Raw genomic sequence first — 13,936 nt, forward strand, 5'->3', positions numbered from 1 at the left:
AATATTATTTTATATTCTTATAGCATAATTTAATTGTTTTTCGGAGATGTCTATTGGTATCTTACAATTAATGTTGGGTTTCATTTCATTCAACCCAACCTACTCGTTGCCAATATCATCATCAAAAATAATTTCATCATCTGCACCCCACATCATGTCATACATACCTTGACTCACAGCGCGATGAAAACTTGAATATTCCCACTCTTTTGGTGCTGTTACCAAACCATGTTTCACCGGATTATAATGAATATATTCAACGTGATTTTGAAAATCAATTTCATCTCTAATTAAATGTTCCCAAAAACGATATTGCCATATAGCCCGTTGTTTTTTATTTTTTCTAGATACAGATATATTTTCTGGTGATATAGTTTCACATTTACGACTAAAATAACTTTTAATTAACCGCCAACGAGTTGAAAAATCATGATCATTTTCTGGTAATGTCCAAATACAATGGAGATGATCAGGTAAAATAACAACAGCATCTATAATAAATGGATGTTTCTGCATTACATAACCAAAAGCATCTCTTAATAAAGAAACATTTTTTGGTAAACATAATATTTTTTGTCTTTTCTCTGTCACCACTGTAAAAAAGTATGTTCCTCCTACCACTTTGGCGCGGCGATATTCCATACTATAAATATCCTTGGAATAAAGTTGTATTTTATAATCTTGATTTTATTCCGTAGGTTGAGTTGACGCAAGAAAACCCAACATTAATTATAATATTCTGGTGGATGGTGTTGGGTTTCACTTCGTTCTACCCAACCTACAAATATTTGATGTTATAGAAAATGAGTACAGGTATACCCAAATTACTAGATGTAGTAGCGTTAACAATTGATTTACTTGAATATAATTTGCTGTGTGGTCAAGTTGATACAATAGGGTGATGCGTTTGAAGTAGAATTTAGCGATCGCAATGGACTAACATATCAATCTGTTGGGTTGCTTCCAGAACAAATAATGGGTTTAAATTGTGAGTTGACAACACCCATTAGTTTTGAACAATGTGAGTAACCCCTCACTTTTACACGTAGAGCTATTGCTACTATCAGCATACTTACTATATCTTCAGAAAAATACACATTATTGGGAAGTCCTTACTGCTGGGCTGTGAATAGAAATTAGTCTGGTGCGGGTTGGTTCAGGATATGAATCAAGTTAAAAGTGGGTAGTCTAAACACAGCACTAAATCAAGCCATCCTTTTATGAATCATAAACATTTGTAAATATGATGAAGTTTTCCAAATTTGAAATTTTAAGTATTCCTGCTGGGAAAAGTGGAGTTCTCTGTTGTAATCATCAAGCAGTCCTTATCCATCAAACCAAGCTATAGAGATATTCTTTAGCTGTTTTTTATCTCCAGTATCATAAAAATGCAGCATTGTACAGTTATGAAACCAGAAGAATTTAACAGAATTCTCGGCTACTTCGTTGAAGAATCACAAGAATACCTCAATATAATCTACAAAGGTTTATCCAATTTACAAAATACAATTGATGACCGAAATGAGTTAGAAGCAATTTTCCGGGCTACTTTTTGCCTCAAAGGTACAGCAGGAATGCTAGGATTTACCAGCATGATGAAAATTCTATCTCGTTTAGAAGATTGTCTAAAATTACTGCGTTATCCGATTATTGCCGATGAACCGCTACAATTACTATTTTTAGATATTTACTATGCCCTCGAAAGGTTAGTTATAGAAATTAAAACTTATGAGGGTTTAACAGCAACCAAATTAGCTGATATTACTTTTAAGATTGAAGCTATTTTTACAATTCTCAATTCCCATTTATTTTTCTTGATTGATAAATCTAATTATAAAACTAAAATTACCCATGTAGATGATTATCAAAAATGGGGTTATGAAATACCATTAAAACTAATTTTAATAGATACAAAAACGTTCTTATGTAGAACTGTTGCTGATTATTTTGAAGGTTTACCCAATATAGAAATAATCAATGGTACTTTTGAAGATTTGCCTTTTTTTGATTGCATCGTTACGGCAGCCAGTGCTTTACCTTCCGCTAATAGTATTGATCGTGCGATTCTGAGATTTTTTGGAGAAGATGTGGAGAAACTCTTGCAAAAACGCATTCAAGAAGAGTATTTGGGAGATCAACCTATAGGTACATCTTTAATTGTGGAAACTAATCATCCTTTACACCCATTTATTGCTCATACTCCTACCCTGAGAATGCAGGTAGCTATGGCTGGGAATGATCATGTTTATCAGGGTTTGTGGGCAACTCTGTTAGCTATCCGCCAACATAATAGATTGTACTGTAATTGTTTACAAAAACAAATTACTACAGTTGCTCTTCCTGGTTTGGGTACTAGTCCTGGTAGTGTTCCTATTGATGAAGTGGCTAGACAAATGTCTATGGCATATCAAAATTTTCTTTTCAGTCTCCCACCTTTCCTGAATTCCTCCCAGAGAGAATTTCAGGGTTTGTTGACAATTGCTTAAAATCTGCAAAAGTAAAATTTTCTTAACTTCCGTAATGACTACCAAGACAATTCCAAAATACTGGTTTAATCTGGAAATATAAAGGTATTACTAGTTGACATTTATTAATTATAATGCCAGCTACTGCCGACGCTATTTTATAATATTTTGTTCCTCCTATGGCTCCCAAACACACAAAAATTCAATTTCCCCTTTGGCAGTATTTGAATCAGCCTTTATTTAATCAAGAGACTAAAGTAATATGGAGTCCACAACGCTTTGCTTTACTTTGGAGAATTGAACTTTTAGAACGTTGCTTGGCTAAACATTCTGATGCCAAGGGACCACAACAGCATTAGGGAACAGGTGATTGGTGATAACTGATTTTAAGCCTCGTCTATGGAACGGGGCTTTTTGCTATCAAGTAGAGTGTTGACGTTTATAAGCAAGAAGGCTTTAGTTTGCAGGGTATATTGAAATGGAACTCTGCTAGGATGGGCATCTTACCTGTTCAAAGTCAAAATTTCGGGAACAATTTTAGGTAAAAACTGTTAGTCTATAAATCTCCTGCGTGGGTGGAGTTAATTGCAAATCTCAACCCTGCTTGACTTGTAATTGGAGGTGCTTATGTCCTTTGTTCCTTTGCATATTCATAGTGATTATAGTTTGTTGGATGGGGCTAGTCAGCTACCAGAGTTAGTGGATCAAGCGATCGCACTGGGGATGAAAGCGATCGCACTCACAGATCATGGTGTCATGTATGGTGCTGTAGAATTAATTAAAATCTGCCGCAACAAAAACGTTAAGCCAATTATTGGCAACGAAATGTATATTATTAATGGTGATATTGAAAAACAAGAACGCCGTCCTAAATATCATCAAGTCGTTTTAGCTAAAAATACAAAAGGCTATAAAAACTTAGTTAAATTAACCACAATTTCTCACCTTCAAGGTGTCCAAGGTAAAGGTATTTTTTCCCGTCCTTGTATTAACAAAGATTTACTCAAACAATATCATGAAGGCTTAATAGTCACCAGCGCTTGTTTAGGTGGAGAAATTCCCCAAGCAATTATGAGTAATCGACCAGATGCAGCCCGGAAAGTTGCCAAATGGTATAAAGAAGTTTTTGGTGAAGATTTTTATTTAGAAATTCAAGATCACGGTTCCCAAGAAGACAGAATTGTTAATGTCGAAATTGTCAAAATTGCACGGGAATTAGGAATTAAATTTATTGCTACCAATGATTCCCATTACATTTCTTGCTTTGACGTAGAAGCACACGATGCCTTGCTATGTATTCAAACAGGGCAGCTAATTAGTGAAGATAAAAGAATGCGATATAGCGGCACAGAATATCTTAAATCTGCCGCAGAAATGCAAATGCTATTTCGTGACCATTTACCCGATGATGTGATTGCCGAATCTATAGCTACAACGGAAGAAGTAGCCGATAAAGTCGAGCCTTATCATATCATGGATGACCCGAAAATTCCTACTCCTCCTATTCCTTCAGGTCACACTCCTGACACCTATGCCGAAGAGATTGCGTGGCAAGGACTTTTAGATAGATTAAACCGTAAATCCCGTAACGAAGTAGATCAAGTTTATAAAGAAAGATTGGAATATGAATTAAAAATGCTGCAAAAAATGGGTTTCTCTACCTACTTTTTAGTAGTCTGGGATTACATCAAATTTGCACGAGATAATAATATTCCTGTAGGTCCAGGACGGGGTTCTGCGGCTGGTTCATTGGTTGCTTACGCAATGCGAATTACTAATATTGACCCTGTGCATCATGGTTTATTATTTGAAAGATTTCTCAATCCCGAACGTAAGTCAATGCCTGATATTGATACGGATTTCTGCATTGAAAAACGGGACCAAGTCATTGAATATGTAACTAAAAAGTATGGTGCTGATAGAGTTGCCCAAATTATCACTTTTAACCGTTTAACATCTAAAGCAGTTTTAAAAGATGTCGCTAGAGTGTTAAATGTTCCCTATGGTGACGCTGATAAAATGGCGAAAATGATTCCGGTAGTGCGCGGAAAACCAACTAAACTCAAAGTTATGGTTTCTAATGAAACACCAGCACAAGAGTTTAAAGATAAATATGATAATGACCCAAATGTTCGACATTGGCTAGATATGGCAATGCGAATTGAAGGTACTAATAAAACCTTTGGTGTCCATGCTGCTGGTGTGGTGATTTCTGCTGACCCTCTTGATGAAATTGTTCCCTTACAACGCAATAATGATGGTTCTGTAATTACCCAGTATTTCATGGAAGACTTGGAATCATTGGGCTTGTTAAAAATGGATTTCTTGGGTTTACGGAACCTAACGCTAATTCAAAAAACCATTGATTTGATTGAAGAAACAAATAATTTTAAACTTGATCCAGATGAAATTACAGGTCAGGAAAGAAAAGCACAACACATATTAGCTAAAGGTCAACATAGCACCTTACCTAAAGAAGTACAAAAAGCTTATGAACTATTAGAATCTGGTGAATTAGAAGGAATATTTCAATTAGAATCTTCAGGAATGAAGCAAATAGTTAGGGATTTGAAACCTTCTAATATTGAAGATATTTCTTCTATTTTGGCACTTTATCGACCGGGACCATTAGATGCGGGATTAATTCCCAAATTTATTAATCGTAAACATGGACGCGAACAAATTGAATATGAAACAGGTATTTTAGAACCAATATTAAATGAAACCTATGGAATTATGGTCTATCAAGAGCAAATTATGAAAATTGCTCAAGATATGGCTGGTTATTCATTAGGACAAGCTGACTTGCTGCGTCGGGCTATGGGTAAAAAGAAAGTTTCTGAAATGGAGAAACAAAAGCAAAATTTTATTGATGGTTCCGCAAAAAATGGTGTAAAACCGCAAGTTGCTGAACATCTATTTGGGGATATGTTGAAGTTTGCCGAATATTGTTTAAGTTATGATACAAAAATTTTAACTGCGGAATATGGTTTTATGCCGATTGGGGAGATTGTAGAAAAGAAGATTGAATGTAGTGTTTTCACCGTTGATAAAAATGGAAATATTTACACTCAACCTATTGCCCAATGGCATCATCGAGGAATGCAAGAATTATATGAATATTGTTTAGATGATGGTTCAATAATTCAAGCCACAAAAGATCATAAGTTTATGACAACTGCGGGGGAGATGTTACCCATTGATGAGATTTTTGAGCGGAATTTGGATTTGTTAAAGGTGGAGGGTTTACCGGAATAGAAACATCAAATAAATAAGATTAAGAGGGCGGGGAGACCCCGCCCCTACGACGATATCCTAATAAATACTGTGAAATACAATCCTGATATTCACCACCGTCGGTCAATTCGCTTGAGGGGATACGATTATTCACAACCAGGATCATATTTTGTCACCATTTGCACACAAGATCATGAATGTTTTTTAGGTGATTTGGTGAATGAGGATATAAAATTTATGGTCAGGGGTGTGATTGCTTATCAATTTTGGTTACAAATTCCCAATCATTTTCCTAATGTTGAATTAGATGAATTTGTTGTTATGCCTAATCACATTCATGGAATTATTGTGATTACTGATAAATTTAGAGGTAGAGAACAGGAAGGGGAACTAAAAAAACCGAATTTGGGGCAAATTATCGCCTATTATAAATACCAAACAACAAAAATCATTAATCAAATTGATGACACCCCTGGAATTCGTCTATGGCAACGTAATTATTATGAACGCATTATCCGTAATCAAAATGCATTATACATCGCGCAGCAATATATCCTGGCAAATCCTCTACGTTGGCCAAAAGATCCACACAACCCCCGTAGGGGCGGGGTCTCCCCGCCCTCTTAATTCCTTAATTCCTTAATTCCTTAATTCTTACAGTTTGCGGTCGAATGCAATACATATACTAAACACGGTTGAAATATTGACTTTTGCAAGATCACGAAAAACCGAGTATACAATCAAGGGCGGGGAAACCCCTACAGACTTGGTGATGAAAAATCATAAAAGTTATTTCATAACAATCCATCTTTATGCTTCTGTAATTTTAACTCCAAAATACCAATCTCCAGAACGTGATAATGCCACATGGCATAATACAGAAGCATGGAAACGTGGACACAAAAACTCTCATTTCTCCCCAAGAAGTCTTTTTTTTATTAGCAGAAAAATCCTCGCAAATTGTGATTATAGATACGCGAAGTCCAGAAGAATATGCTATTTCTCATCTTCCTGGGGCTATTAATATTCGCGAATTTTTCACCTATCTTTTAGATGACTCTTTAACAGAAGGATTAAAGAAATTACAAGAATACTTTGCTGAAATTATGAGCAAAGTTGGAATATCTGGAACAGAACGGTTAATTGTGTATGAAGATGCTTTAAATAAAGGCTATGGTCAATCTTGTCGAGCGGCTTTTTTACTTAATTATTTGGGTTGTGGTACGGTTTCTATTCTGCACGGGGGATATCAAGGATGGCTTGCTGCTGAATTACCAACTACGGATAAAGTCACCAAAATTGAAAGCAGCATATTTAGATTGCATCCCAATGCGGATATCATGGTGACAAAAGATGAAATGTTACAATCAATTGATAATCCTGCCATTATTAAATTAGATGTGCGCGATCGCATAGAATGGCAAGGATTGAGTTCTTCTCCCTACAGTCCAGATTTCTGTCCCCGCAAAGGGAGAATCCCTAACTCTATCTGGCTAGAATGGCATCTGCTGATGAATTCTGAAGCTCAAATTCCCATGTTTCGCTCACCAGCAGAAATCCTCAAAATCTGTGAGTCTGTGGGTATTACCTCAGATTCTATCGTCTATATTTACTGCTTTAAAGGGTCTAGGGCTGCTAATACAATGATTGCACTCCAAGAGGCTGGAATTCAAGCCAAAAATTATTTTGGTTCCTGGAATGAATGGTCACGAAACGCTTCACTACCCATTGATAGTCGGGTTCTCTAGGATGGAAATGTTTTTAATCATACTCGATCAAATATACATGAGAGTGCGAGTTCGCTCTGAACACTCCCCGGAAATACTAAGATAGTATGGACTTATTTAGTACTATCCCATGCTCAAAATCTTTCAAAACCTGCGTATCTGGTCAATTATCAGCTTACTGTGCTTGACTCTTAGCTGGTCACTTCCTGCACAAGCTGATACCAAAATCGACCCCAAACTAGAACAGCAAGTATTAGAAATTATTCGCAAAAACCCAGAAGCAATTATAGATACTGTTCAAGCTTACCAGCAAGAACAGCAGCAAAAAGTACAGCAAGTCAGACAAGAATTTTTACAGAATTTAAGAACCAATACCAAGGGTGTAATTGGTGATTCTCCTACCACAGGTTCGACTCAATTAAACACTGTGCTGTTAGAATTTTCTGACTTTGAATGTCCTTATTGTGCCGAAGCACATAAAAAGCTCAAAGAATTGTTACTAAAATATCCCAATCAATTTACCTTAGGTTATAAAAATTTCCCCTTGGTTCAAATTCATGAACAAGCATTACCATCTGCAAAAGCTGCTTGGGCAGCATATCAACAAGGTAAATTTTGGGAATATCATGATGCCCTATTTACTCAGCAAAAACAATTGGGTGAAACTTTATATTTAGATATTGCTAAAAATCTCAAATTAGATTTAGCAAAGTTTAGTAGTGACCGCACTCTAGCTGATAAAGCAATTAAACAAGACCTGCAAATGGCTTATAAACTAGGACTTTCTGGCACACCTGCTTTTATCATTAATAGCAAAAATGTTTCCGGTCCAGTTCAGTTATCAGAAATAGAAAGCATTTTACAGGAAGCAAAATAAGATTGAGTTTTTGACTGATTTCTGTAGAAGTAGAAACTTTATTGATTAGATAGATGTCTGTGTATTTATCTGTGCTGTAGTTGCTAACTACAGAAATTTGTCAAAATAAAATTTTGAGGTAATACATGAATATTTTTAAACTTTGGATATTAGTCCCTATTAGTTTATTGGTTAATTATTCATATCAAACACTACAATCTAAACAACCAATAGCACCATTGAAAACAGATCCAGTTAAAACAGTTGCCAAGGATAATTCAACTTTGTTAGCAAAAGCTAGTTACCTTTCACCTTTAGAACAAAGAGTAATTGACGAAACTAACAAAGTGCGGACAAATCCTCAGTCATACTTACCAATTTTAGAAAGTTATCGTCAGCGTTTTGAAGGTAAGCAAGTAAAAATTTCTGAAAATACTTATTTAATTACCCAAGAGGGAGTAAAACCTGTTGATGAAGCGATCGCATTTCTCAAGTCAGTTCGTCCTGTCGGCGCGTTAAGTGCATCTAAGGGAATGTCTTTAGGCGCGAGGGATCATGTCAAAGATCAAGGTGCAAAAGGGGCGATAGGTCATGATGGTAGTGACGGTAGCACCCCATTTAAGCGGATTAATCGTTACGGAAAATGGCAAACCACTGCGGCAGAAAACATCAGTTATGGTGTGAATAGCGCCCAAGATATAGTCATGCAGTTAATTATTGATGACGGTGTACCCTCTCGTGGTCATCGCACCAATATTTTTAACCCCGCTTTTAAGGTGACTGGCGTTGCTTTTGGTATTCACAAATCCTATAGAAATATGTGCGTCATTACTTACGCTGGAGGTTACAAGGAGTAATGAGTGCTGAGTACCGAGTACCGAGTAGGAATTTTCCTCCTGCACTCGACCTTCTAACTCCTGAATCCTGAATCCTGAATCCTACTTATGAACACTGTTCCTCTTCACGTCTACGTCCAAGGTCAAGGATTTCCTATTTTGGGTTTACATGGTCATCCTGGTACTGGTCGTAATCTGTCTGTATTTACAAATCACTTATCACAACGGTTTCAAACTTTTGCCCCTGATTTGCGAGGATATGGCAAAAGTCGCTGCAATAGCAATTTCAAGATGGAAGACCATTTAGATGACTTAGAAGCCCTTTTAGACCGCTTTCAGATCGAAAAATGTCTGGTATTGGGATGGTCGCTAGGTGGAATTTTGGCAATGGAATTAGCACTGCGTTTACCGGAACGAGTGACAGGACTAATTTTAGTAGCAACTTCCGCTAGACCTTGGGGAGATCATCCGCCTATTTCTTGGCAAGATAACGTTTATACTGGCGTTGCGGCACTATTAAATTATCTTAAACCCAGTTGGAATTGGAATATTGAAACTTTTGGCAAGCGATCGCTCTTTCGTCACCTAATCCAACAACATACACCCACTGCTTACGGTTACATCGCCAACTCAGCCGTACCAGCTTACTTACAAACCTCTCCCTATGCAACTCGCGCCCTCTATAGCGCCATTCGTGCCGGGTACAATCGACTTCCAGACCTACAAAAAATAGAATGTCCCAGTTTGGTACTCGCCGGTTCCCAAGACCGCCATATTACTGCCAATTCCAGCTTAGAAACAGCACGAAATCTCAAAAACTCTCAGTGGCAATGTTACCCAAATACAGCCCATCTTTTCCCCTGGGAAATTCCCCAACAATTGCTGTCTGATATTGACCATTGGCTAGAAGCACACCCACAGGCAACACAACTTTAGATTTTAAATACAGCATATTGTAGATTGCTGTTGTGGCTCAGATAGTGGCAATGTAAACAGTAATACTTTGCAGCGGTCTTTTTTGACCTAGGTTGGGACGGTCTACTACTTCTTTCAACTTTTTTATACATCATTTAAAATTCCCACATCAAATAGTATTTAACCAATTTTGTAAATCTTCTATATTATCCAAATCAAAAATTGCCTCTCCTAACTCTTCAATTATTTCTATATTTAAATTTATAATTTTTGTTTCTAATTCCATATCAATTTGTCCAAATTTCTTATTAATTTGACGGAGGATTAATTTTTTTTTTCTCTTTCAATTCCTCTTTCAATTCCCTCTTCCATCCAACTGGTGATAATTTGCATAACTTCCTCTTTTGCTTCTGTTATTAATGAATCTATTTCTGTTTGAAATTTCTCTTCTTCTATTTTATTCAATCTCAAATATGTATCAATAAACCCTGATATCAATTGCATTTTGGCTGGATTTAATTTTAAGGTGATTAATAACCTTAAACATTCTGCTTTGACTTTTGGCCTATCTTCTGGCACTATTCTCATTTTTGACATCAAAGCTGATGCAACTGGATTTGGACGAGTTAAAAAGTCTCGCCAGTTGAGTTGATTCAGTTGCACAACTTTATCATTCTTTAAACTTCATCCTCATCAATTACTGCATTACGGTCAAGTAATAATAAATTGCGGAGTTGGTCAGTATCCATTTCTGTTAGCCATTCTTCACCAGCACCAACAACTTGTTCTGCCAGTTGTTTTTTACTTTCAATCATGTCATTAATTTTTTCTTCTAACGTGCCAGTACAGACAAATTTATGTACCTGTACATTCCGAGTTTGTCCAATTCTAAATACTCTATCTGTAGCTTGATTTTCTACAGCCGGATTCCACCATCTGTCAAAGTGAAATACATGATTTGCCCTAGTTAAATTCAAACCAACACCCCCAGCTTTCAAGGAAAGAATCATAATTGGTGGACCTTGGGGATCATGTTGGAACCTATCAATCATTTCCTCTCGCTGCTTTTTACTTGTACTACCATATAAAAAGAATATTTCTCGACCTAGTTGTTTTTCTAAATAGGGTTTTAGTAATTTACCCCATTCTGCAAATTGAGTAAAAATTAAAGCTCGATTTCCTTCTGCTAAAACCTCTTCTAACATCTCCTCTAAACGCTGTAATTTCACTGAATGATGTTCTGCCAAAGTTGCTAATTTTAAATATTGTGATGGATGATTACAAATTTGTTTGAGTTTAACTAACAAAGCTAAAATCATTCCCCGTCGCTGCAATCCTTCCGCAGATTCAATTTCTACTAACGATTCATCTACTAACTTTTGATATAATTGTGCCTGTTCAGAACTAAGTCCACAAAACACTGTCATTTCTTGTTTTTCTGGCAAGTCTTGAATTATATCTTTATCAGTTTTCAATCTTCGTAAAATAAATGGTTGCACTAATGAACGCAATTGCATCAAAGATGATGTATCACCATACTTTTCAATTGGCATAGCAAACCGTCGTTGAAAAAATTGTTTATTACCTAAATAACCAGGATTAAGAAAATCTAAAATAGACCACAATTCTTGCAATCTATTCTCTACGGGTGTACCTGTTAAAGCAACACGAAATGTAGTTTCTAATTGACGTACAGCTTGGGATTGTTTTGAATCTGAATTTTTGACGTTTTGGGCTTCATCTAAAACAATTATTTGCCAAGGAACGCTTTGAAATAATTTAATATCTCTTTGAATCAATGAGTAACTGGTAACTACTAAATCATGTTTTTTGGCTATTTCTGTAAATGCCTTACCTTTAGGGCGTTTATCACCGTGATATTGCAAAACTTTGAGCGTGGGAGCAAATTTATTTACTTCTCTTTCCCAGTTACCTAAAACAGATGTAGGACAAACTAAGAGCGTGGGATTTTCTAGTACATCTTGTTCTTGGAGGTGAAGCAGAAAAGCGATGAACTGAACCGTCTTACCCAATCCCATGTCGTCTGCTAAACAAGCACCTAAACCCCAACGTTCTAAAAAGGCTAACCAAGCTGCACCTCGTTCTTGATAAGGACGTAATTGTCCTCGGAAATTTGTAGGTGTGGGGAAAGTTTCTATCGCTTGATTATTAGTTAATGCCCCCATTAATTCTTGTAATGCACCCGAAGCTTCAAAACTCACAACAGGTAATTTTTCAATTACTTGAGTATCCCCATTACTAATCCGTAAAGCATCTTCTAAAGAAAGTGCCATTTGGTCTTTTCGAGAAGCAAAAAAGGTTTGGGCTGTTTTAATATCTTGGGGACGTAATTCCACCCATTCACCATTAATTTCTACTAAGGGACTTTTCAAAGCTACCAATTTATCAAATTCAGATTTAGAAATTGTCTGTCCACCAATTGCTAATTGCCATTGAAAATTTAGCAGACTTTGTAAACCTAAACGTCCCTGTTTTTGCTTGGATGTTTCGGCATTAATTTTTAAACCTAAACGATTAGCCCATCCTTCCCGATTCGCTAAACTTGGTGGTAAAATTACTCCTAAACCACTATCTTCTAATCTCCAAGCTACAGATTTGATAAATTCATAAGCTTGCATGGGTGTGAGGTGGCAAAATTGAGGAGATTCGGTTTCTAAACTAGGGGCTATGACTGGATATAATCGAGAAGCTAAACCTAAACCGCGTAAAAATGTTTCTTGGGGTTGTTCAATTGTGCGATTTTGATAAACTAATTTTTCAATTGGGTTAGCCCAAATAGTTGCTGCATTGACTAAAAATTCAGAATCATTGGCTGCTTGGAGAAAATAAGACAATATCCAATCTGTCTCCCCTGTCTCTGGGGGAAGTAGTTGAAAACAAGTATGAAATAAAGCTTTTCCTGTTAATTGATATTGTAATGGCAGAGTCCAAGCTTTGAGCGTAGCTTCTAGTCTTTCTAGTCCCATTACATCAGCATTAATAATGTTAGATTCACTGTTTAAAGCTTGTAACCACTGCTGTACCGCAGATGGTAAAGATATCATTACCCTATTCTCAACGGGAGATTGAGAACCAACCATATCGCGGATTTGGGCATCTATTATACTGTTGAGAAATCCCAAAATTAATTTTTGTGGTTCTACGGGTATATCAACAGCTAAGTTAGAGTTAATGTCTCCTATTTCTTGTTGATATGTGCGACAAGCTAAGGGCATTTTAGCTGCAAATTTTTCTAACCGAGTAGCATCTACAGCACTATCTAAAAGTACTTGCCATTTAGCAGTTAAAGAACCATCTAATTGTTTTTGAATAGTTGGTAAAAACTTACAGCGCGAGATTAAATCTAAACTCCAACGACCTATTTGTACCCAAAAACGTAAATCTCCACCCAAAAAAGCATCTTTGTCATCTGTTGAACTCAATGGTAATGAAGTGAGGAATTTAATTGCTGCGTTAGAATTGAGACAAAAACCATTAATTTGCCAAGGTTGTAAATATTGTGAAGATAAAGAATCTATACCCACACTAACAGAATATATCGGAAAAATTGCTGTAAGTTTTGATTTATTGCTTGCTAAAAAATCAGTTGGTAAAGAAACTATTTGTGAATAATTTGGTAATTTTGTTTTTGCTGCTGCTTTACTTTTAAGTCTTTGTTTAGTAGTGGGAGATGGCTGAATTAAATTAGCAATTGATAAATTAGATAGTTCTAACCATTCATTTAATTCCACTAATGTCATCGCCAATGGATGTAAAGAAATTTCAGCAGATACTTCAGTCTGCACCTGTGAAGAACGCCAAGTTTCTCCCCAAATAAAGAAATAGCTATTTTGATTATTTATTACCCAAGTTCCGTGTAAAATTGCCATGTTTTAATAT

Annotated in this window: 12 protein-coding genes and 1 pseudogene; 9 read left to right on the forward strand and 4 right to left on the reverse strand. The window is 36.2% G+C overall.

Annotated elements, in window-relative coordinates:
• Window positions 1-99 precede the first annotated feature (99 nt).
• Window positions 100-642 carry an REP-associated tyrosine transposase gene (locus VB713_RS10910; protein ID WP_323311584.1) on the reverse strand — a complete coding sequence of 181 codons (543 nt, stop codon included), beginning with the start codon at window positions 640-642 and terminating at the stop codon, window positions 100-102.
• 294 nt (window positions 643-936) lie between these two features.
• On the opposite strand from VB713_RS10910, the pseudogene VB713_RS10915 reads away from it, so the two are divergent.
• From VB713_RS10915 to VB713_RS10955, 9 genes and pseudogenes are all read left to right on the forward strand, one after another.
• Window positions 937-1,029, forward strand: a pseudogene (locus tag VB713_RS10915) (hypothetical protein); the annotation flags it as partial.
• 377 nt (window positions 1,030-1,406) lie between these two features.
• On the forward strand, window positions 1,407-2,486 hold the full coding sequence (locus tag VB713_RS10920) for an Hpt domain-containing protein (protein WP_323311585.1): 1,080 nt from the start codon (window positions 1,407-1,409) through the stop codon (window positions 2,484-2,486).
• 158 nt (window positions 2,487-2,644) lie between these two features.
• Window positions 2,645-2,824 (forward strand): hypothetical protein, encoded by a 180-nt coding sequence (locus VB713_RS10925; RefSeq protein ID WP_323311586.1) that lies wholly within the window; start codon window positions 2,645-2,647, stop codon window positions 2,822-2,824.
• 268 nt (window positions 2,825-3,092) lie between these two features.
• Entirely contained in the window at window positions 3,093-5,723 is a 2,631-nt protein-coding gene (locus VB713_RS10930; protein WP_323311587.1) for a DNA polymerase III subunit alpha, read from the forward strand.
• Window positions 5,724-5,792: 69 nt separating this feature from the next.
• A complete protein-coding gene (locus VB713_RS10935) occupies window positions 5,793-6,329 on the forward strand; it encodes a transposase (RefSeq protein ID WP_323311588.1) in 537 nt (178 codons plus the stop codon).
• Window positions 6,330-6,595: 266 nt separating this feature from the next.
• Entirely contained in the window at window positions 6,596-7,450 is an 855-nt protein-coding gene (locus VB713_RS10940; RefSeq protein WP_323311589.1) for a sulfurtransferase, read from the forward strand.
• Window positions 7,451-7,559: 109 nt separating this feature from the next.
• Window positions 7,560-8,306: a DsbA family protein gene (locus VB713_RS10945; RefSeq protein WP_323311590.1), complete on the forward strand. Its 747-nt coding sequence runs from the start codon at window positions 7,560-7,562 to the stop codon at window positions 8,304-8,306.
• 125 nt (window positions 8,307-8,431) lie between these two features.
• Entirely contained in the window at window positions 8,432-9,142 is a 711-nt protein-coding gene (locus tag VB713_RS10950; RefSeq protein WP_323311591.1) for a CAP domain-containing protein, read from the forward strand.
• A gap of 87 nt (window positions 9,143-9,229) precedes the next feature.
• Complete coding sequence (locus VB713_RS10955) at window positions 9,230-10,057, forward strand: alpha/beta hydrolase (RefSeq protein ID WP_323311592.1); 828 nt, start codon at window positions 9,230-9,232, stop codon at window positions 10,055-10,057.
• 148 nt (window positions 10,058-10,205) lie between these two features.
• On the opposite strand, the gene VB713_RS10960 is transcribed toward VB713_RS10955, so the two are convergent.
• From VB713_RS10960 to VB713_RS10970, 3 genes are read right to left on the reverse strand one after another with little or no spacing between them, the layout of a single operon-like run.
• Window positions 10,206-10,322, reverse strand: coding sequence for a DUF4351 domain-containing protein (locus VB713_RS10960; protein WP_323311593.1), 117 nt, complete (start codon window positions 10,320-10,322; stop codon window positions 10,206-10,208).
• Between the two features lie 38 nt (window positions 10,323-10,360).
• Window positions 10,361-10,699, reverse strand: a complete 339-nt coding sequence (locus tag VB713_RS10965; protein WP_323311594.1) for a hypothetical protein — start codon at window positions 10,697-10,699, stop codon at window positions 10,361-10,363.
• A gap of 14 nt (window positions 10,700-10,713) precedes the next feature.
• On the reverse strand, window positions 10,714-13,926 hold the full coding sequence (locus tag VB713_RS10970; RefSeq protein WP_323311595.1) for a DEAD/DEAH box helicase: 3,213 nt from the start codon (window positions 13,924-13,926) through the stop codon (window positions 10,714-10,716).
• Window positions 13,927-13,936 lie beyond the last annotated feature (10 nt).

This window comes from Anabaena cylindrica UHCC 0172, from assembly GCF_034931625.1.
GTDB lineage: Bacteria > Cyanobacteriota > Cyanobacteriia > Cyanobacteriales > Nostocaceae > Anabaena > Anabaena cylindrica_A.